At 71.4% G+C, this 20,157-nt stretch carries 20 protein-coding genes; 14 read left to right on the forward strand and 6 right to left on the reverse strand.

Annotated elements, in window-relative coordinates; all coding sequences use genetic code 11:
- Positions 1 to 136: 136 nt before the first annotated feature.
- The 7 genes from ACWD12_RS07390 (at position 137) to ACWD12_RS07420 (ending at position 6,343) form a co-directional block, all read left to right on the forward strand.
- Positions 137 to 1,216, forward strand: coding sequence for an ABC transporter ATP-binding protein (locus ACWD12_RS07390; RefSeq protein WP_450098717.1), 1,080 nt, complete (start codon positions 137 to 139; stop codon positions 1,214 to 1,216).
- On the forward strand, positions 1,216 to 2,058 hold the full coding sequence (locus tag ACWD12_RS07395) for an ABC transporter permease subunit (protein WP_358355675.1): 843 nt from the start codon (positions 1,216 to 1,218) through the stop codon (positions 2,056 to 2,058). Before ACWD12_RS07390 ends, ACWD12_RS07395 begins: the two co-directional genes overlap by 1 nt.
- Before the next feature lie 177 nt (positions 2,059 to 2,235).
- Positions 2,236 to 2,964: an amino acid ABC transporter ATP-binding protein gene (locus ACWD12_RS07400; protein WP_358355708.1), complete on the forward strand. Its 729-nt coding sequence runs from the start codon at positions 2,236 to 2,238 to the stop codon at positions 2,962 to 2,964.
- Positions 2,965 to 2,978: 14 nt separating this feature from the next.
- A complete protein-coding gene (locus ACWD12_RS07405) occupies positions 2,979 to 3,968 on the forward strand; it encodes a glutamate ABC transporter substrate-binding protein (RefSeq protein ID WP_358355677.1) in 990 nt (329 codons plus the stop codon).
- 17 nt (positions 3,969 to 3,985) lie between these two features.
- Positions 3,986 to 4,630: an amino acid ABC transporter permease gene (locus ACWD12_RS07410; RefSeq protein WP_358355678.1), complete on the forward strand. Its 645-nt coding sequence runs from the start codon at positions 3,986 to 3,988 to the stop codon at positions 4,628 to 4,630.
- 71 nt (positions 4,631 to 4,701) lie between these two features.
- Positions 4,702 to 5,523 carry an amino acid ABC transporter permease gene (locus tag ACWD12_RS07415; protein WP_450098768.1) on the forward strand — a complete coding sequence of 274 codons (822 nt, stop codon included), beginning with the start codon at positions 4,702 to 4,704 and terminating at the stop codon, positions 5,521 to 5,523.
- Positions 5,524 to 5,821: 298 nt separating this feature from the next.
- Positions 5,822 to 6,343: a GtrA family protein gene (locus tag ACWD12_RS07420; RefSeq protein WP_450098718.1), complete on the forward strand. Its 522-nt coding sequence runs from the start codon at positions 5,822 to 5,824 to the stop codon at positions 6,341 to 6,343.
- Positions 6,344 to 6,481: 138 nt separating this feature from the next.
- Here ACWD12_RS07420 and ACWD12_RS07425 read toward each other — a convergent pair whose 3' ends face one another.
- Positions 6,482 to 6,841: a hypothetical protein gene (locus ACWD12_RS07425; protein ID WP_450098719.1), complete on the reverse strand. Its 360-nt coding sequence runs from the start codon at positions 6,839 to 6,841 to the stop codon at positions 6,482 to 6,484.
- A gap of 344 nt (positions 6,842 to 7,185) precedes the next feature.
- Here ACWD12_RS07425 and ACWD12_RS07430 point away from each other — a divergent pair, with 344 nt between their 5' ends.
- The 3 genes from ACWD12_RS07430 (at position 7,186) to ACWD12_RS07440 (ending at position 9,906) form a co-directional block, all read left to right on the forward strand.
- Positions 7,186 to 8,286: an exo-alpha-sialidase gene (locus ACWD12_RS07430; RefSeq protein WP_450098720.1), complete on the forward strand. Its 1,101-nt coding sequence runs from the start codon at positions 7,186 to 7,188 to the stop codon at positions 8,284 to 8,286.
- Positions 8,287 to 8,503: 217 nt separating this feature from the next.
- On the forward strand, positions 8,504 to 9,166 hold the full coding sequence (locus ACWD12_RS07435; RefSeq protein ID WP_450098721.1) for an NADPH-dependent FMN reductase: 663 nt from the start codon (positions 8,504 to 8,506) through the stop codon (positions 9,164 to 9,166).
- 239 nt (positions 9,167 to 9,405) lie between these two features.
- A complete protein-coding gene (locus ACWD12_RS07440; RefSeq protein WP_450098722.1) occupies positions 9,406 to 9,906 on the forward strand; it encodes a carboxymuconolactone decarboxylase family protein in 501 nt (166 codons plus the stop codon).
- Between the two features lie 498 nt (positions 9,907 to 10,404).
- Here the strand turns inward: ACWD12_RS07440 and ACWD12_RS07445 are convergent, their stop codons facing one another.
- Positions 10,405 to 11,973 (reverse strand): MFS transporter, encoded by a 1,569-nt coding sequence (locus tag ACWD12_RS07445; protein WP_450098723.1) that lies wholly within the window; start codon positions 11,971 to 11,973, stop codon positions 10,405 to 10,407.
- A gap of 129 nt (positions 11,974 to 12,102) precedes the next feature.
- Positions 12,103 to 13,032, reverse strand: coding sequence for an NADP-dependent oxidoreductase (locus tag ACWD12_RS07450; RefSeq protein WP_450098724.1), 930 nt, complete (start codon positions 13,030 to 13,032; stop codon positions 12,103 to 12,105).
- 89 nt (positions 13,033 to 13,121) lie between these two features.
- On the opposite strand from ACWD12_RS07450, the gene ACWD12_RS07455 reads away from it, so the two are divergent.
- Positions 13,122 to 13,769 (forward strand): TetR/AcrR family transcriptional regulator, encoded by a 648-nt coding sequence (locus ACWD12_RS07455; RefSeq protein WP_358355693.1) that lies wholly within the window; start codon positions 13,122 to 13,124, stop codon positions 13,767 to 13,769.
- Between the two features lie 251 nt (positions 13,770 to 14,020).
- On the forward strand, positions 14,021 to 15,163 hold the full coding sequence (locus tag ACWD12_RS07460) for a TIGR04222 domain-containing membrane protein (RefSeq protein ID WP_450098725.1): 1,143 nt from the start codon (positions 14,021 to 14,023) through the stop codon (positions 15,161 to 15,163).
- 40 nt (positions 15,164 to 15,203) lie between these two features.
- On the opposite strand, the gene ACWD12_RS07465 is transcribed toward ACWD12_RS07460, so the two are convergent.
- Positions 15,204 to 15,821 (reverse strand): HAD family hydrolase, encoded by a 618-nt coding sequence (locus tag ACWD12_RS07465; protein WP_358355697.1) that lies wholly within the window; start codon positions 15,819 to 15,821, stop codon positions 15,204 to 15,206.
- Positions 15,822 to 16,027: 206 nt separating this feature from the next.
- On the opposite strand from ACWD12_RS07465, the gene ACWD12_RS07470 reads away from it, so the two are divergent.
- Both ACWD12_RS07470 and ACWD12_RS07475 read left to right on the forward strand, forming a co-directional pair.
- Entirely contained in the window at positions 16,028 to 16,231 is a 204-nt protein-coding gene (locus ACWD12_RS07470; RefSeq protein ID WP_450098726.1) for a hypothetical protein, read from the forward strand.
- 6 nt (positions 16,232 to 16,237) lie between these two features.
- Positions 16,238 to 16,966, forward strand: coding sequence for a squalene/phytoene synthase family protein (locus tag ACWD12_RS07475; RefSeq protein ID WP_450098727.1), 729 nt, complete (start codon positions 16,238 to 16,240; stop codon positions 16,964 to 16,966).
- Here the strand turns inward: ACWD12_RS07475 and ACWD12_RS07480 are convergent.
- A complete protein-coding gene (locus ACWD12_RS07480; protein WP_450098728.1) occupies positions 16,902 to 17,678 on the reverse strand; it encodes a polyprenyl synthetase family protein in 777 nt (258 codons plus the stop codon). The genes ACWD12_RS07475 and ACWD12_RS07480 overlap by 65 nt on opposite strands.
- Before the next feature lie 316 nt (positions 17,679 to 17,994).
- Complete coding sequence (locus ACWD12_RS07485; protein WP_450098729.1) at positions 17,995 to 19,806, reverse strand: MFS transporter; 1,812 nt, start codon at positions 19,804 to 19,806, stop codon at positions 17,995 to 17,997.
- Positions 19,807 to 20,157 lie beyond the last annotated feature (351 nt).

The following is a 20,157-nucleotide window of genomic DNA, read 5'->3' on the forward strand; positions in this document are numbered from 1 at the left end:
CGGGTCGTCGCGGGGCCGGACGCGTGCTCGCGGGTCCGGCTGACGCACGGTCAAACGGGTGCTGCCGATCGCCCGTTCGGGGCGTGCGACGGCCCGTCAGGTGGCGCAATCGCCAGTCTGGTCGCACCGTGGACGAATGATCGTCGCGCAGGGTCTGACCAAGAGGTACGGGGACAAGACGGCCGTCGACGGCGTCGACTTCACGGTCCCCTCCGGAACGGTGACGGGCTTCCTCGGTCCGAACGGCGCCGGCAAGTCGACCACGATGCGCATGATTCTCGGCCTGGACCGGCCGACCGCGGGCGATGTGACCGTCAACGGGAAGCGGTACGCGCAGCTGGCCGCTCCGCTGCACGAGGTCGGCGCGCTGCTGGACGCGAAGGCGATGCACGGTGGGCGTACCGCGTACAACCATCTGCGTTGGCTGGCCGCGTCGAACCGGTTGCCGCGGCGCCGCGTGGACGAGGTGGTCGCGATGGTCGGCCTCGGGGAGGTCGCACGGAAGCCGGCGAAGGGGTTCTCGCTCGGCATGGGCCAGCGGCTGGGCATCGCGGCGGCGATGCTGGGCGATCCGGGTGTCCTGATGTTCGACGAGCCGGTCAACGGCCTCGACCCCGAGGGCATTCTGTGGATCCGCAATCTGATGAAGCAGCTCGCGTCGGAGGGCCGCACGGTCTTCGTGTCGAGCCATCTGATGAGTGAGATGGCGCTGACCGCCGAGCACCTGGTGGTGATCGGCCGCGGCCGCATTCTGGCCGAGACGGACATGGTCACGTTCATCAACCAGAACTCCACGAACTATGTGCGGGTGCGCTCTCCTCAGCAGGAGGCCCTGCGCGACCTGCTGCACGCGGAGGGCATGCGGACGTCGGCGAACGGCGACGGATCGTTGCGCGTGGAGGGCGCGAACACCGTGCGGATCGGCGACGCGGCCGGGCAGGCCGGCATCTGGCTCCATGAACTGACGTTGGTCCAGTCCTCGCTGGAGGAGGCGTTCATGCGGCTGACGGCGGACAGCGTGGAGTACCACGCGGGGGTGCCGGGTGGGGTGGCCGGTGCCGTGCCCGCTGCGGTCGCGGGCGCGGTTCCGGGCGCTCCTCCGGGCGCGGGGCCGGGAACGGATCCCGGTGCGACCCCGGGTTCGGCGCCGCAACCGGGCGGCGTGCCCGGCTGGGGTCCGCCGCAGGCTCCCGGCAGCCGACAGGAGGGCAAGTGATGACGGCGGCCACGCAGGTCGTGAACGTCCCCGAAGGCGATTCGGTCCCGGAGGGCAGGATCGGGTTCGGCGCCTTCCTGAACGCCGAGTGGATCAAGATCCGCACGGTGCGCTCGACGTTCTGGACGCTGGTTTCACTCGCCGTGGTCAGCATCGGCCTCACGGTGCTCATCTGCGCGCTGTCCGCCGACTCGCTGGCCAAGGACCTCGCGGAGACGCCGCCCGACGCGGACGCGCACCCGGACGAACTGATCAGCGTCGGCGTGGTCTTCGGACAGGTCGCGGCGCTGGTGCTGGGCGTCATGGTGATGTCGTCGGAGTACGCGACGGGCATGATCCGGGCGACGCTGACGGCGATGCCGCGGCGTACGTCGGTGCTGGTCGCGAAGGCGGTGGTGCTGGTCGCGCTGCTGTTCGTCATCGGCACCGTCGTGGCGTTCATCGGCTACTTCGCGGGCAACGCCTTCTTCGAGAACAAGGACATCGGCGTCTCGCTCGACTCCCCCGGGGTGACGCGCGCGCTGATCGGCAACGGCCTGTACGTCGCCGTCCTCGGCCTGTTCGGCTTCGCGCTGGCGCTGCTGATGCGGCACACCGCGGGTGCGATCACGGTCGGCCTGGCGATGATCTTCGTGGTGGGTTCGCTGGTCTCGCTGCTGCCCGGCTCGTGGGGGGACTGGGTGAGCAAGCTGATGCCGGGCAACGCGGGCGGTGCGGTCACCGCGGCGCGGCAGTACGACGATTCGCTGCTGAGCCCGTGGGTCGGCTTCGGCGTGTTCTGCGCGGAGGTGGGCGTACTGCTCGTGCTCGGGTGGTGGCGGTTCACGCGCAAGGACGCGTGACCCCGCCCCGTTCGGCGGAGCGCGCGCTCGGCCGGACGGGTCGACGCTGTCAGTCTTACGGGTGCAGGCCCTGCGCCGCGCCGCCCCCGGCGTCGTCACCGGGGCAGGGTTGCCGGTGTGACCGACGCGCCAACCGCCCAGACGCCACCGGGTCCGTCCCCTTCCTCGGACGAACCGCTGGTCGTCCTCAAGGGTGTCAACAAGCATTTCGGGTCGCTGCACGTGCTGCGCGACATCGACCTGACCGTGGACCGCAACGAAGTCGTCGTGCTCATCGGGCCGTCCGGTTCGGGCAAGTCGACGCTGTGCCGCACGATCAACCGCCTGGAGAGCATCGAGTCCGGCACCATCACGCTGGACGGCCGGCCGCTGCCCGAGGAGGGCCGCCCGCTGGCCAGGCTGCGCGCCGAGGTCGGCATGGTGTTCCAGTCGTTCAACCTGTTCGCGCACAAGACGGTGCTGGACAACCTGACGCTCGGACCGATCAAGGTGCGCAAGCTCGGCAAGGCGGAGGCCGAGAAGCGCGCGCGTGAACTCCTGGACCGCGTCGGACTCGCCGATCAGGCCGACAAGTTCCCGGCCCAGCTGTCCGGGGGCCAGCAGCAGCGCGTCGCCATCGCACGGTCGCTGGCCATGGACCCGAAGGTCATGCTCTTCGACGAGCCGACCTCGGCGCTCGACCCGGAGATGATCAACGAGGTGCTCGAGGTGATGCGGTCGCTCGCGGCCGAGGGCATGACGATGATCGTGGTCACCCACGAGATGGGGTTCGCCCGTTCGGCGGCCAACCGCGTCGTGTTCATGGCCGACGGGCAGATCGTCGAGGTGCGGCCGCCGCTGGAGTTCTTCGAGTCACCGCGCAGCGAGCGGGCCCGCGACTTCCTGTCCAAGATCCTCCACCACTGAGGGGCGGGAGGGACATGCGCAACAGTTCACGTACGCCCGCCCGCGCCCCGGGCCCCGCCCTGGGCCGCGTGCCGGGTCGCGAGCCGGCTCGTGCGCTCGCTCGGCGGCCCGGTCGGCGTCTGGCCGCCCTGGCGGCCGCCGCGGCGCTGCTGGCGGCGGTCGGCTGCGGCAAGGAGGGCACCCCGCCGCCGAAGGGGCCGGACCAGGGCGACCTGCCGACGTACGAGGTCAACGTCGACGCCGACGTGCCGGATTCGCCCACGTGGCGCAACGCCAAGGAGCGCGGGCGGCTGATCGTCGGCACCAAGGCCGACCAGCCGTACGTCGCGCAGCAGGACCCGGCGACCGGGTTCTACTCCGGGTTCGACATCGAGATCGCCAAGATGATCGCGGCCGACCTCGGCTTCGGCGTCGACCGCATCGAGTTCAAGTCGATCGCGTCGGCGAATCGCGAGACCGCGATCCAGAACGGCCAGGTCGACTACTACGCGGGCACGTACACGATCAACGACAACCGCAAGAAGACGGTCGGGTTCGCCGGGCCGTACTACATGGCCGGGCAGTCGCTCCTGGTGCGCAAGGACGAGGACGGCATCAACGGGCCGCAGGACCTCAACGGGAAGAAGGTCTGCTCGGCGGCCGGTTCGACGCCGTACCAGCGGCTCCAGAAGGACTACCCGAAGGTCAAGCTGATCGGCTACGACAGCTACTCGGTGTGCGTCGACAACCTCATCAGCCTCCAGGTGGACGCGGTGAGCACCGACGACACGATCCTCATGGGCTATGCGGCCAAGGTGCCCGACCAGCTGAAGATGGCCGGGCAGCCGTTCTCACAGGAGCCCTACGGCATCGGGGTGCCGCGCAACGACCGGGCGTTCCGGCTCGCGGTCGACGACGCGATCGAGAAGCACGAGGCGAACGGCGACTGGAAGCGGGCGTACGACGCGACCCTCGGCCTGTCCGGGGTCCCCGCGCCCACGCCGCCGCCGATCGACCGGTACTAGCGCAGGGGCTGCCGACGATGAACGTCCTCTTCGACAACTGGGACACGTACTGGGAAGGGTTTCTCGGCACGCTCAAGCTGACCGTCGTCGCGTCGGCGCTCGCGCTGGCGCTCGGCGTCCTGGTCGCGGCGTGCCGGGTCTCCCCCGTCGCACCCATGCGGGTGTTCGGCGCGGTGTGGGTGAACGTGCTGCGCAACACACCGCTGACGCTCCTGTTCTTCGCGGTCGTGCTGGGCCTGCCGCGCTTCGGCGTCGTCATGCCGTTCTTCGTCTTCGCGGTGCTCGCGCTCGGCTGCTACACGTCGGCGTTCATCTGCGAGGCGGTGCGGTCGGGCATCAACACCGTGCCCGCGGGGCAGGGCGAGGCCGCGCGGAGTCTGGGCATGACGTTCGGCCAGACACTGGGCCTGATCGTGCTGCCCCAGGCGTTCCGGGCGGTCATCCCGCCGATCGGCAGCACGCTGATCGCGCTTGCGAAGAACTCCGCGATCGCCGGGTCGTTCAGCGTGGTCGAACTGCTCGGCACGTACCGCACGCTCAATGAACTCGGCTTCAGCATCGTGTGGACCTTCGTGTGGATCGCGGTCGGCTACCTGATCATCACGCTGTCGATCAGCGCGGCCTTCGGCCTCATGGAGAAGCACTGGAAGGTGGCCCGGTGACCGGCAGCCAGATGGGCCAGGCGGACCAGGTGGACCAGGCGAAGGACGGGACGGCGAAGGTCGGGCGGCGCATGCGCCGCCAGGGCGCCCTGGGGAGCACGGCGCTGTACGACGAGCCCGGGCCCAAGGCGCTCGCGCGCCACCGGACGTACGGCATCGTGGCGTCGCTGGTGCTGGCCGGCATCGTCGCGTGGGTGGTCTACAAGCTGTTCGACACCGAGCAGTTCACCGCGGACAAGTGGAACGCCTTCACCTACAAGGGGATCCAGGAACTGCTGCTGCGCGGTCTCGGCAACACGCTGCGGGCGTTCGCATGGGCGGCGGTCCTGTCCCTGGTGTTCGGTGCGGTGTTCGCGGCCGGCCGGCTGTCGGACCACCGGGTCGTGCGGTGGTTCTCGACGCTGGTCGTGGAGTTCTTCCGGGCGATGCCCGTCCTGGTGATGATCTTCTTCATCTTCATCGCGCTCAAGACGGAGCCGAGGATCGCGCTGATCGCGGGCCTGACGCTCTACAACGGCTCGGTGCTGGCGGAGGTCTTCCGGGCGGGCGTGCACGCGGTGCCGCGCGGGCAGAGCGAGGCGGCGTACGCGCTGGGCATGCGGAAGACGCAGGTGATGTCGTACGTGCTCATCCCGCAGGGCGTGCGCACGATGCTGCCGGCGATCATCAGCCAGCTGGTGGTGGCGCTGAAGGACACTTCGCTGGGCTTCCTGATCTCGTACGAGGAGTTCCTCTACGCGGGCAAGCAGATCGCCACCAACCTGGACTACAGCCTGCCGTTCATCCCGGTCGTGATGGTCATCGCACCCGTCTACATCGGCATGTGTATGGCGCTGTCGGGCCTCGCGAAGTGGATCGAGCGGCGGGGGCGGCGGAGCAAGCGCACTGCCTGAGGGAGCGCCACCGGGTCTTCGGCGGACGCGCGCGCGTGCCCCCGGGATCGTGCGGGAGACGGTGGCACCGCCGACAACTGAGTGGCTGTCAGATGTGCTGCGAACCACACCCCGGCCGGGACTGTCCCGGCCGGGGTTTTGTGTTGTGAGGAGCGATGAGTTCGACCCGGAAAACCGGTCGAAAGAAGGGACGGCACCAGGAAGCATTGAGGAACGAACCCTTCCTATTTGAATCCTAGAGTCGTGAGTGCAGGAAGGCAGAGGGGCGACGGACCGCCCGGGGGCGAAGGAGACACTTGTGAAGAACAACGCGAGCACCGCAACTGCCGCCGCGACCCGCGGCGACGGCCCGGTGGCCTCCTTCATCCGGTTCGTGGTCTTCGGGGGCGGGACCGGCTTGGCGGCGAGCGCCGTACTGCTGGTCCTGGCGCAGCACATGTCCCTGGCGGCGGCCAACGCGCTGGTGACCGTGGCCTCCACCGTCGTCGCGAACGAGCTGCACAGCCGCCTGACCTTCCGCAGCGGCCAGACCGGCTGGCGGATGCACGTCAAGTCGACCGGAACCGTCGTGGCGAGCTACCTGTTCACGACGACCGCGATGGTGGTCCTGCACGCCGTGGCCGCGAGCCCGAACGTCGTCACCGAGCAGGCCGTGTACCTGACGGCGTCCGGCCTCGCCGGCATAGGCCGCTTCGCGGTCCTGCGGGTGTACGTCTTCGCCGCCGACCGCCGCAAGGCCGCGGCGTCCCGTCCCACCGAGAAGCTGGCCATCGCTCCGGTGTCGGCCCTGGACCGCGGCGCGGTCGTGGTCGCGGCCTGACGCCGACCGCGGCGTCCCGCAGCCCGGCGCCTCCCGGTGCGCGAACCGGGCCCCACGCACCTTCTGACGCACCACACCTGAGCCGATCGGCCACCCCCGGGCCGGTCGGCTCAGGCCTTTCCGTGTGGACCCGCTCTTTCAGGTCGCCGGCAGGGCCGCGGCGCGGAAGCCGACCGGCACGGGCGGGTCGGTCACGATGCGGGTGTCGATGAACTCCCACCAGTCGTCCTGCGTCACGCGCTCGGACTCCCAGGCGGCCTCGGACTTGAGCCCGGCGAGGGCCTTGCGGTACGCGCCCCAGGCGGCCTCGTCCTCGAACGCGGCCCAGTTCTCCAGCACGTACACGTCGCCGACCACGCTGTAGTACCAGCGCACTTCGCGGACCATCGGCAGATCGCGGTAGAACCACCGCTCGCGCTGCTCCAGCCAGGCCCAGAATGCCTTCTGGTCGCGGCGCGAGCGCTCCGTCAGCTTCATTCGGTACACGAGGTGGATCACCGGTACCTCCCCCGCCGCCCCGACGAGCGCCCCGGCACATGCTATTGACGCGGAACGGCGTTCCACAATGGTCGGCTCAGCCGCGGCGCGGGGCCGCCGCGCGGGGCCGCCGCGGGGCGAGGGCGCGCCTGCGTCGGCGACTGTTCGGGGGCGGCGCGAGGCCGGAACCGGGCCGGTTCCGGGCTGAGTCGGCGCCTTTCGGGACCCTTTGGCTCGAACAAACTTCCGCACAGCGGATTCGTTCACTCGTTCGATCGAATCGCGCCGTGATTCCTCGCTCGGGGCCGCCGCGCGGCGTAGCGTCGAAGACGTAGCGGACCCGGATCCCGTATCAGGAGGCGGCCATGACCGACCCCATCGTCCTCGCCGTGGGCACCCGAAAGGGGCTGTGGCTCGGCCGTTCCGAAGACGGCGGCCAGGCCTGGGACTTCACCGGTCCGCACCATCCGATGACAGGCGTCTACTCGGTGCTGATCGACAAGCGTGGCCCGGCCCCACGGCTGCTCGCGGGCGTGACCAGCGAGCACTTCGGGCCGGCGGTCGCCGCGACCGACGACTTCGGGGCCACCTGGGGCGCACCGAGCGAAGGGGCGATCGCGTTTCCCAAGGATGCGGATGCGTCGGTCGAGCGGGTCTGGCAGCTGCAGCCCGGCGCGCCCGACTCCCCGGACGCGCTGTATGCGGGAGTCGAGCCGTCCGCGCTGTTCCGATCCGAGGACGGCGGCCGTTCCTGGTCGCTTGTGCGGGGGCTGTGGGACCATCCCCACCGTCCGCAGTGGACACCTGGGTTCGGCGGCATGGCGATCCACACCGTGCTCCCCCATCCGACCGAGGCCGGCGACATGACGGTGGCGATGTCGACCGGTGGCGTCTACCGCACGCGAGACGACGGCAAGTCCTGGGAGGCGTCCAACACGGGCATCCGCGCGTACTTCCTGCCCGACCAGTACCCGGAGTTCGGGCAGTGCGTGCACAAGGTGGCCCGGCATCCGGAGCATCCGGACCGCCTCTTTTTGCAGAACCACCACGGGGTCTACCGCAGCGACGACGGAGGGGCGACCTGGAACTCGATCGCCGAGGGCCTGCCCAGCGACTTCGGCTTCCCGATCGCGGTGCATCCCGACCGTCCGGAAACGGTCTACGCGTTTCCGCTGGTGGCCGACGCGATGCGCTTCCCGCCCGAGGGCCGCTGCCGCATCTACCGCAGCGACGACGCCGGGGAGACCTGGACAGGCCTCGAGGACGGCCTGCCCGACGAGGGCTTCTGGACCGGCGTGATGCGCGACGCGCTGTGCATGGACGACACCGCCGAGCCGAACGTCTACTTCGGCACGCGGTCGGGCGAGGTCTACATAGGGCGCGAGGGCGGCGCGCAGTGGCACCGCGTGGCCGAGCACCTGCCCGACGTCCTGTGCGTACGCGCGGCGGTGGTGCCGGCAGCCTGACCGGTCGAGTCCGGGCCGAGTCCGGGCCGGTGACGACTGATCACGACCGCCCCCGACTGATCGTGACCACACCGGCTGGTCGCGGCCGTTCGCTTTCGACACCGCGCCGTCTGCGAGGCCCCTACCTCGGCATTGCTTAGCCCGGCTTAACGCTCGTTACGAGGATCGGCGTTGTTCGGGGCCCTTGGGTACCCGATTGTGGAGTGGCGGAAGACCAATGCCATTCCTGGGAGCGGACCTGATGGGCAGCAGCACGATGCCGGAGACCGACCACCACCACAAGGTCGGAGTCGAGACCTTCCGGTTGGCCGTGATCATCGGCGGCGTGCGCGAAGGCCGGTTCGGCAACGTCGTCGCCGACTGGTTCATCCGCCAGGTCGAGCGGCGCGACGAGCTGGACATCGACGTGATCGACCTGGCCGAGGTCGACCTGCCATTCGAGGTGGAAGGCCGGGCGGAATCGGAACCCCACGATCCCGGTCACGCCGTCTCATCCGCGTTCACCGTGCGCCGCCGTCTCGACGCGGCCGACGCGTACGTGGTCGTGACGCCCGAGTACCACGACACGACGGCTCTGCGGCGCCTCGTCGACTGGCACGGGAGGCCGTGGCAGGCAAAGCCGGTGGGCTTTGTGGCGTACGGCGGCACCACCAGGGGCGGGTACGCCGTCGAGCAGTTGCGCCCGCTGTTCGCCGACCTGCACGCGGTGCCGGTGCGGGGGCAGGTGACGCTGCCGTACGCCTGGGAGTTGTTCGACGAGGACGCCTCCTCGTGGCAGGCCGCCGCGACCGAGGAGGCCGCGCAGGCGATGCTCGACCAGCTCGCGTGGTGGGCGGTCACGCTGCGGCGCGGGCGCGAGCGGCACCCATACGCCGCCTGAGCCGACCCGAACGACCGAGCACCCGCCGAGGTCACCACCCCTTCGAGACCCAGGCACCGCGCACCGGCCGCAGGATGTACGTCCCCTGTGGCATCTTCCCGGCCGAGGTGCGGTGCCTGTCGGGTGCATGTCCGGTGCTCCCCGCCGGACATGCACCGGCACGTCCCGCCGCGGCCGTCGACATCCGTCCCGTCGACGGCCGCGGCACATCCGCGGTACATCCGCTGCAAGGAGTCACTGTGTACCGTCAGCGCATCGACCTTCCGGCGGCGGCGTCCGGGGGTTACCAGGCGCTGGCCCGGCTGGACAGCCTGATCCGCCGCGACGGGCTGGTGGACGACCGGCTGCGCGAGCTGGTCAAACTGCGTACGTCACAGATGAACGGCTGTGCCCTGCACCTGGAATGGCACTCGCGCGAGGCCCTGCGGCTCGGTGAGACCCAGCAGCGCCTGCACCACCTCGCGGGCTGGCGGGAGTCACCGTTGTTCTCTCCGTCGCAGCGCGCCGCACTCGCCCTCGCGGAGGCGGTGACACATCTGGGGCCCGAGGGCGTACCGGACGCCGTGTACGCCGACGCCGAACGCCACTTCGGCCCCCAGCAGTTGGGCAATCTGATCCTCACGGTGGCGGTGACCAACGCCCTGAACCGCATAGCCGTCACCGCACGCCTCCAGCCCGACGCACCGCCGTCTCCGCCGTCTCCGCCGTCTCCAAGGACGACGAACCGCGAGGCGCCCTGACGCGCACGAACTTCGCATATCCGCCGCGCCGACTCAGAGGCTGAAGCCAGGGCCAGAGGGCGAACATCTCGATCAAGCACCAGCACGCTTCCGGTCAGCGGCGGCATTACATCGTTGTCGAGACCCTCGTGATCGGGGCGGAGCATCAAGGCGTAGAACAGCCACGGGATGATCAGGAAGCCGAGCAGCACCCGTTGTGCGAAGGCCACCGCACGCGCGGCATGCCGACGCTCGGCAATGCCGTCGGCGCACGCGGCGTCATGGCGATGTCGTCGGCGGCGTCGTGGCTTCTGTCCGTGGCCGTGCTCCCCGTGAGTTCCCGTGGGTTCCCGAGTTACCGCAATCTGCCGGGGAGCGTACTTGAGGCAGATCGCGCCATGGATGCCGGTCGGAACCCCGCGGCAACGAGCCCGGCCCGAAACCGGGCCGGGCTCTGTCCGCGTTCCCTGCCCCGCCAGGTCCCTGCCGCTTGCGCGGGTCCCGGCCGGCCCCTCCGTGTCAATGAGCGGCGGCGGCAGCGGTGGCGGAGGTGTTCGGCTCGTGAGCACCTGCGTTTTCGCTGTCGGCTCGATCGGCGGGAGCGGCGGGGTCGGCACCGGCGGTCCGGGAGGTGACGCGGCCGCCGGTCGGGGCGCGGAGGTTCCGTACCTCGGGTGCGCCCAGTGCGGCCGCGGTCACCACGGCGATCAGCACCGCGCACAGCAGCAGCGCGGTGCGCGGGCCGACCGCGTCCGCGAGGGGCGCGGCGGCTATGAGTCCGAGGGGGCCGAACATGAACGAGCCGAGCCCGTCGTACGCGGCGACCCGCGACAGTGCCTCGCGCGGGATCTCCCGTTGCATCGTCGTCTCCCACATGACGCCGAAGACGTCGAAGGCGGCGCCGGTGACGAAGGCGCCGAGCGCGACGACGTACACCGGGGCACCGATGCCGAGCAGCGTGATGGGCAGCGTCACCGCGAAGATCATCACGGTGGCGACCATGAGCGGCCGCCGCGGCCGGATCCGGATGGCGAGGAACACGCCCGCGAGGGTGCCCAGGCCCTGCCCGGCGAGGATCATCGACCACGCCGGGGCCCCGCCGAGGTCGGACTTCGCGACAACCGGACCGAGCACTCCGAACGCGGCCTGCATCGCCGCGATGACGAAGGCGAACTGGAGGACGATCACCCAAAGCCACTGGCGCGACGAGAACTCCCGCCAGCCCTCCCGGAGATCGCTCACCATGGAGGTGCGGCCGCGCGACGTTCCGCGCGGCAGGCGCAGGGCCGCGAGCAGCAGCGCGGACACCACGAAGCCTGCGCCGTTGACCGCCAGCGCCCACCCGGACCCGACCAGTGCCACCGCGCCGCCCGCCGCGGCCATCCCGAGCAGGCGCGCGCTGTTGACGCCGAGGCGGAGTACGCCGTTGGCCGTCTGCAGGTGTTCGTCCGGGACGACGTCGGGCACCACGCCGGTCAGCGCCGGGTAGTAGAGCGCGAGGGCGATGCCCGTGACGGCGGCGAGCAGCGCGATCCCCGGCACCGGCGCATGCCCGGTGACGAACATCGCCGCGAGGGCGAAGAACGCGGCGGCCGAGGCGAGTTCGGCCGTCATCATCAGACGCGTACGGGAGATCCGGTCGGCGACGACCCCGCCGAAGAGCATGAGTGCAACCTGCGGCACCGTCTGGGACGTCAGGACGATGGTCAGGGTGGTCGCATTCGCTCCCGGCAGATCCAGTACGCCGAACGCCAGTGCCACCGGCCCGAACGCCGCCGCGAGCACGGAGATGGTGCGGGCCAGGAACAGCAGCCGGAACCTCGGGTCGGCGAACAGGTCGCGTCCCCGGATGCGCGCGTCGTCCCGAGGTGGCGAGCCACGCCGTGGCCCGCCGTGTGTGACGGCGTCGGGGGTTTCGTTCGGCAGTCCTCCCGGCACCACCGCGCCGTTCTCCGATCCGTCGATACGCGCGACCCCCACGGCCTGCGCGTGGACAGCCTGCGCCTGTGCCTGGCCGGCCTGCGCGCGCACGGCCTGCTCCCGGGCGGTCTGCGCGCCCGCCTGTGCCTTCTGCTTGCGACCGAACATGTCGGCGCACCACCCCTCTTCATCCGTGCTGCCGTACTCGTACGCGCGCCGGCGGCCCGGCCCCGTCGCCTGTGCCCTCCCGCGGTCACCCGCCCCCGGGCGCGGATCCGCCCGGCCGCCGGTCGCGCGTCAGGGCAGGTCGACGGCGATGACGACCTTGCCGCGGCCGTGGCCGGTCTCGACCTCGCGGTGGGCGTCGGCCGCGTCGGCAAGTGCGTATGTGCCGCGGATGTGCAGGTCGAACACGCCCTTGGTCCACAAGTCGGCAAGTTCGGCGAGGAGTTCGCCGCTGCGCACGCCGCTCCACTCGCGCAGGCCGAGTTCCCGGGCGGCTTCGTCGGAGACCATGGTGAGGACCCGGCTGCGGTCCTTGGTGAGTTCGACGGAGTCGCGCAGCGCCTCGGGGTCGGCGGCGTCGAGTGCGGCGTCGACGCCGTCCGGGGCGATCGCCCGCACGCGGTCGACGAGGCCGGGGCCGTAGGTGACCGGGACGGCTCCGAGGGAGCGCAGGTAGTCGTGGTTGCGCTCGCTGGCGGTGCCGATCACGGTCGCCGCTCCGCGCGCCTTCGCGAGTTGCACGGCGATGGTCCCGAGGCCTCCCGCGGCCGCATTGATCAGGACGGTGTCGCCCGGGCCGACCGCGAGTTGGCTGAGCGCCATGTGCGCGCCCTGGCCGTTTCCGGAGAGCGCCGCGGCGATCTCCCAGGGCATGTCGGCGGGCTTGCGGGCGAGTTGGTCCGCGGGGACGACGATGAATTCGGCGTACGCGCCCGTGGTCGCGAACCCGAGGACCTCGGCGCCCGGCGCAAGGCCGGTCACCCCCTCCCCGATCTCGTCGACGACGCCTGCGAACTCGTTGCCCGGCACGGCGGGCCTCTCGGGGAAGCCGGGCGTCATCGCGGGCGGGAACCGCCCGGCGCGCAGGCCCGCGTCGAAGGGCATGACGCCGGCGGCGCGCACCTTGACGCGTACCTGGCCGGGCCCGGCGTGGGGGGTGGGGATCTCGGCGATGTGCAGGACCTCGGGTCCGCCGAACGTGGTGACGACTGCCGCCTTCATGGTGGCCTGCCTCTCGAAAAATAACGGAGTGGGGCGCTCCGTTAAACTATAACGGAGTGGAGCGCTCCGCAATGACTATCCTGGTGACCATGAGCACGAGCGAACGGCCGCGCAGGCGGGGCCGCCAGGCCGAAGCGGCGCGCAACGACCTGCGGCTGCTGGCCGCGGCCCGCGAGGTCTTCACCACCCAGGGCGCCGACGCCCCCGTCTCCGCGGTCGCCGAGCGCGCGGGCGTGGGCATCGCGTCCTTGTACCGGCGGTACGGCACCAAAGAGGAACTGCTCCAGAGACTCACGGTGTTGGCCGCCGAGCAGTACTCGGAGGCGGCCCGCGCCGCGCTCGCCGTCGAGGACCCGTGGGAAGGCCTGTGCCACTACGTGCGCGAGTGCGTCGCGTTCGGCCCGGGCTCCCTCGCGCCGATCGCCGGGACCGTGCGCTTCACCGAGGAGATGGCGGAAGCCGGCCGCCGCTCGGACGAACTCGCCGAGCAGGTCGTCGCGCGGGCCCACCGCGCGGGCGTCCTGCGCGCCGACGCCACGACCATCGACGTGTTCCTGGTGATCGAGCAGTTCTCGCGGCGTCCGCCGGTGCCGACCTCCGAGGACGCGAACGCGCGCGAGCGGCTGGTCGCCCTCGTCCTCGACGGTCTGCGGGCCCGCGCGGACAACGCCGACTTCCCGCTGCCCGGCCACGCGCCCACGGCGGAGCGATACGACGAACTGTGGAACGCCGGCTGAACACCGCTTGACGATTCGTGGGCGCCGAACCGCAACCGGCGCCGCGGATCAGCGGCGGCGCGCCCGGCATGCGATCGTGGTGCCGGTCCGGTGAACCACGTCGGTTGGTCGGACAGCGGACACGTGGACGCGTGAACACGCGGCCCCTCGGGGAGGGCGGGTCGCGGCTCGCGGTCGGCGGGCGCACTCGTGCGGTCGGCGACGGTGTTCGGCGCAATGACGGTCGACGGGATGTCCGAGGGGGCCTCGACGTGGTGTGGCTGGTGGTGAGCGCGGTCCTGTTGGCCGTCGCGGTCTGGTACGCAAGATCCGTCCTGCGCGCGGGCCGCGCCCGCGGCAACGCGCCCGATGCCCAGGACGCACTGGACCTGCACCGTCTGGCCTTCCTGGTCGGCGGACCCGCACGGGTCGCGGACGTGGCGGTGCTGACCGCATGGGCCCGCAGCGCGGTCACCATCACGCCGGACGGCCGCGTGGCCCCGGGCCCGGCAGTCTCGGGCGCCGCACCAGGCGCACCGCCGAGCGCCCTGCCCGATGCGACCCCGAGAGGGGCTGCCACGCCGTCCGCCGCCTTCGACGCGGCCGTCGGCAGCGCGGTGGGGGCGGCGGGCGGCACCGCGACCGTCGCCGGCGTCCGGCTCGCCGTCGCCGACGCCGACGCCGTACGCACGCTGCGCGACCCACTGTTCGGCATGGGTCTGCTCAACCCGCCCGCGCGGACCGCCAGTCTGCGGACTGTTCGCATCGTGCTGTCGCTCATCCCGCTGGTCGCAATCGCGGGCCTGTTCGCCGAGCCGCTGTCCGGCACGCCTTCCGACGACACGGCGCTGTGGTCGGCCAACCTCGTGGCCGTGCTCATCGTGACCGGCGCGTGCTGCGCGCTGCTGTTCTTCCTGTTCACGCGCTACAACAATCTCCGCGCGCCGCTCAACGACTCGTCGCTGTTCCACCTGTGGAACCTGGTGCGCGACCCGGCGACCGTCCAGCGCCTGGGCGACGCCGTGCCGGGCGGCCACGGCCTGGGCGAGGTCGCGTTGTTCGGGCACGACCGCATCGCGGACGCGGCGCTGCGCGAGGTCTTCCGCCAGGCGGCGCGGGTCACCGCGGGACGCGTCACCAGCGACGGCTGGACGGAACAGCAGTGGCAGGCGGCCGCGGACGCGCGCGGACCGCTGGGCGGACCGACGTACGCCGACGCCTACAGCGCGCACCACGCGCCGGGGACGGCGCCCGGACCGGTGGGCGGCGCGGCGGGCGCGCCGATGGGCGGATCGCCCGCCAACCCCTTCGGCGCACCCGCGCCCGGGGCTGCTCCCCAGCAGCCGTACGGCGGAGGCGCCGCCGCCTACCCGCCCGAGCAGCGCCCGCCGTGGGAGTCGCACCCGAACGCCTGACCGGTCACCCGCAGGGCCCGGCGGGCGCCGAGCGGTCTCGTCAGCGCGCCGCGGCCTGGAAGGCGTCCAGCCACGCCGGGAACGCGGTGAGGTCGTCGAGCACCGCGTCGGCTCCCGCCGCGCGCAGGTCGACCGCGGCGATCGGCCCGGTGGCCACGGCCACCGACGTCGCCCCGGCCGCGCGGGCGCCGGCGACGTCGCCGAGGTGGTCGCCGACGTACACCGACGCGCCGTGCTCTCGCAGGGCGATCGCCTTGCCGTCGCTCCACAGGCCACCGACCACCTTGTCGACGGCCAGGTCCAGGTGCCGGATGTGCACCTCGGCGTTGCCGAGCGCCTTGGCGGTGACGACGATCGCCTGGCCTCCGTGCCGGTGCACCGCGGCGATGGCCTCGCGCGCGCCGGGCAGCAGGACCGTCCCCGGCAGCGCGAGTTCGGGGTAGATCTCGCGGTAGCGCGCGGCCACCGGAACCACCTGCTCGGCGGGGAACCACTCCGCGATCTCGTGCTCGAGCGGTGGTCCCAGTCGCGACACGACGAGTTCGACGTCGACCGGTACGCCGGTCTCCTCCGCCAGGACCTGCCACGCCGCACCGATTCCGGCGCGCCCGTCGATCAGCGTCATGTCCAGGTCGAAGCCCACCACCAGGTTGCCCATGCCCCGCACCCTACGCGCGCGCCCGGCATATCCGCCGCGCGGCTCTCCCCGGGGCACCGCGCCGACCACGCCCGGCACCCGCGCTGCCCGACCGACCGATTGGTCGTGTGTCCGTGACCTGCGAATACCGGGTTCGTTGGGCAGTGCCGGCGAACCATCCTGTTGCCGTTCGGGTGTCCGGGGACACGTCCACGGGAGGCGAAGGCGTGCGATCGTGGGGCAGTTGTCTCGACACCGCGCTGATCGACGGTCGGGGCCTGCGGGCCGACTACCGCGCGGCGGCGCGGTTCCTGCGCCGCCGCGAACCGGCGTTGTTCGCCGCCGTCCGCTTCCTCGCGCCGCCGGAGTTCCAGCCACACGTCTGCGCGGGCTACGCGTTCGCGGGCTTCACCGACGACCTCTGCGACTGAGGAACCGTGGAAAGCCGGGTGCGCCGGCTCGACGACTGGACGGAACGCGCACGTTCGGCCATGGGCGGCGGCACCGCCGACCACCCGCTGATGCGCGCCTACTTGAACTCGTGTGAGACTCGCGGGCTGCCGTGGCGCTGGGTCGAGGACTACCTCACCGGCGCCCGCGTGGACCTCGACTTCTCGGAGTTCGCGACGGAAGCCGACTACCAGCGCTACATCGACCAGTTGTCCTGGCCGTTCGCCATGGCCACGGCCGGGCTGGTCCACCCCGGCGGAGGCGGCGACCAGTGGGCGGAGGGCTGCCGGTGGCTGGCCGACGGCTGCCAGCGCAGCGACTTCCTCATGGACCTCGCCGAGGACATGCGCGGAGGTCGCCTCTATCTCCCGCTGGATGCGCTGGCCCGGCACGGAGTGTCCCGCGCCGACCTCGCCGAAGGCCGGGACACACCGGGCGTCCGGGCGCTGCTGGCCGAGGTGGTCGGGCAGGCGCGTACGGCGCTGGGCGCGGCCGACGGGTTCGTGACCGGCGCCCCCGAGGCGCATTTCCGCTGCACCGCTTCGCGGTGGAGTTGTACCGCCAGCGGCTTGCCGGAGTGGCGGCGCTCGGGCCGTCGTTGGCGCGGCGGGCGTACCGCGACGACCCGTGGGCCTGCTGGCGCCTGCTGCGTCAGGTCCGGTGCCCGGACTCGTCGGTGCGGGCCGGCTCCCCCCGCGGACGGCCGCCCGGGCTGAGGCAGCCGTCGGCGTCGGCGTACGGCAGCAGGTCGTCGCGGATCTGGAAGGCGAGTCCGAGGTGTTCGCCGTACGCCGCCATGCTCGCCTGCGCGTCGGCGGGCGCGTCCGCGAGGGCCGCGCCCACCTGGCAGGCGGCGGCGAGAAGTGCGGCGGTCTTGCGACCGGCCATCGCGAGATAGGCGGCCGCACCGCTGTCCACGTCGCCGGCGAGGTCGAGTTCGGCGGACGCGCCACGGCACGCCTCGGCTCCGGCCCGTGCCTGGATGGCGAGCGCCTGGCGGATCTGGCGGTCTCCGACGCCCCGCTCCGCGCAGTCGGCGAGCGCGGCGAACCATGTGAAGTACAAGGCGGATCCGGCCAGGATCGCCTGGCGGGGTCCGTGCGGCGCCTGGACGGTCGGCTTGCCGCGGCGTACCAGGTCGTCGTCCAGGATGTCGTGGACGAGGCTTCCGACGTGCGCGCATTCCAACCCGGCGGCCGCGGGCAGGACTTGGTGCAGGTCGGCGCCGAAGGCGAGTGCGCTGTGGCACACGAGAAGCGGGCGCAGCAGCTTGCCCGGCATCTGCAGGGCGTACCGCGCGATGTCGTCGAGGCCGTTCGTGCCTCGGGGGAAGCGGGCCGCGATCTCCTCGGCGACCGCCTCGCGAACGGCGTCCGTGCCGGGCGGGCGGGTCTCGGCACGCGGGTCGGCCGTCAGTTGCTGGATCACCGGAATCCCTCACCTCGCGCGGGGCGCCGCCGCGCTCCGGACACCGGCACGGCTCACGAGCGCGTCATGCCCACCCCACCGTCACCTTGAGCATCACAAACATCACCGACAGTAGCATCGGAGCCCGAGCCTCGCGCCCGCCAACCGACGAACACGTTGGTACCGCCGGACCTCGGAACCGGCGACCGCAAAATCGACAGAATCAGCAGAACGGACGAAACAACAGCACCAGCGGCAGGCCGACATACGACAGCGGAGGAGGGGGCGGCCCGGGGCCGCCCCCTCCTCTTTTGTGCTTACCGTGCGAGCCGCCGCGTCAGTGCAGCGTGCCGCCGGTCGCGGGGGTGCGTCCGGCGCGCATGACGAACGCCAGGACGACGCTCACCAGGCCGGCCGCGGCCATCGCCCAGAAGACGAGCGTCCAGCCCTCGTCGGTGTAGACCTGGGTGACGTCGACGGTTGTCGGCGGTCCTCCGGTCTGCGAGGGCGCGATGACCTGGTAGGGATGTGCGGACACGATCGCGGTGAGGATCGCGGTGCCGACCGCGCTGCCGAAGGACTGCGTGAGCCCGAGCATGCTGGCCCCGATGCCCTGCTGCTCCTGCGGCACCGCCTCGACGATGAGGTTGTTCGCGGCGCCGTAGTACATGCCGAAGGCGATGCCGAACACGATGCTGATCAGCAGCAGTTGCACCCAGGTGCCGTGCCAGAGCGCGTACATGACCATGGTCGCCGTCATCAGGATCATCGCCCAGAGGTACGGCTCCCGCAGCCCGCGGCGCTTGCCCCACTCACCCGCGGCCGGTCCGGTGAACATGCCCGGGATCGCCTGCCACGCGGTGATGTGCACCGCCAGCGCCATGAGGCTGAACCCGAGTGCGTACCCCAGGTCGCCGTCGAACACGAGGACTTGCCGCAGTGCGTCGGCCGAGACCCCCGACTGGGCGGCGAAGCCTTGGACGACGCCGTTGTCGACGACCTCCTTGTCGATCTGCGCCATGTACGCGACGGCGTACGCCTGCACGCCGATGATCATGTTGGAGAACAGGCCGATCGCGAGCACGATCGACACGCGCGGCGTGCGCAGCAGCTTCGGGTCCATGATCGGCTCGGGGGCGCGCAGTTCCCACCAGTAGAACAGCACCAGCAGCGCGACGCCGCCGATCAGGTAGATGTACGCGGTGAACTCGCCCCAGCCCCACTGCTGCCCGTTGGACAGGTAGACCAGCGCCAGCGCCGCGCCGGCCCCGACCAGGACCGATCCCAACCAGTCGAGATTCTGCTTGACCTTGAGCTTGGTCTCCGGGACGACGATCCAGAAGATCGGGATCAGGACCAGGATGTAGATCGTCAGGAACCAGAAGATCGAGCGCCAGCTCCAGTGGTCGGTGAGCCAGCCGGTCAGGAACGGCGACGCGAGGGCCGAGACGCCGAAGCCGGTGGCGATGACGCCGATGGCGAGCGGCACGTACTTGCGCGGCATGAGGTCGCGGATGAGCCCGGCCGCGATGGCGGCCATGGCGAACGCGGTCGCCTGGAGGCCGCGGCCGATCAGGAAGACCGCCCAGCTCTCGGTCAGCGCGCAGATCAGCGATCCGGCGAGGAAGGCGATGCTGCTGGCCATCAGCACGAGCTTCTTGCCCACGAGGTCCGCGAGCTTGCCGAGGATGGGCGTTGTGGCACCGCCGACGAGGCCCAGGATGATGATCATCCAGCTGACGTTGTCGCCGGCCGTGGGGAAGTCCTGGCCGACCTTTTGCACCGCGGTGGAGACCATCGAGTACTGCAGCGGCACGACCTCGGAGAACAGCACGATGACCGCGAGCACGCTGAAGACGCGGGCTTTCGAGGCACCTTCGAGGCGTCCGGTGACGTCGTCCCCGGACGCCGGGTCTCCGGAGGACGGACCGTCCGCCACCGCCGTCTTCGCGGGCGGTCCGGAGGGCGGCTCGGAGGCCGAACCGGAAGCGGCGGCGGCCGCGCCGGGCTTCTCGGCCGACGCCTCCTGCGGAGTTTCCCGCGGGGGCTCCCCGGAGGTCTCCGCCGGGTTCTCCCCGGACTTCTCGGCCGGGTTCTCACCTGGGCTCTCGCCTGGCGTCTCAGTCGGCTTCTCGCTGTTGTCGGACACGCGTTTCCTCCCCGAGCGGGCTATGGCTGTACGGGTGGGCATGGCGAAGCAGACCGAGGGGACGACACGGTCTCGGGACGGAACCTGATCATCCGGTTCCGCAACGGGAGGCTTGTGTAACAGCAGCGCCGCACGATGTGAAGAGTGCCCCGGGAGTCGCCAAAGCGACCGAACCGGCGGTTGGGGCACGGCGATTGACCGGCGCGACGATTCGCCGGAAGCCGTCCGTCGCCGCGGGTCGAGGTGAAACCTGTTTCGTTTTTGACCGGACCCGCTCGGTCTTGGATCGGCCCGGTTCCGTGTCGACAGGGGGAAGGTCGCGGACCAGTCGGGACATGCCGAAACGACCCG

The sequence above is a fragment of the Streptodolium elevatio genome (assembly GCF_053592165.1).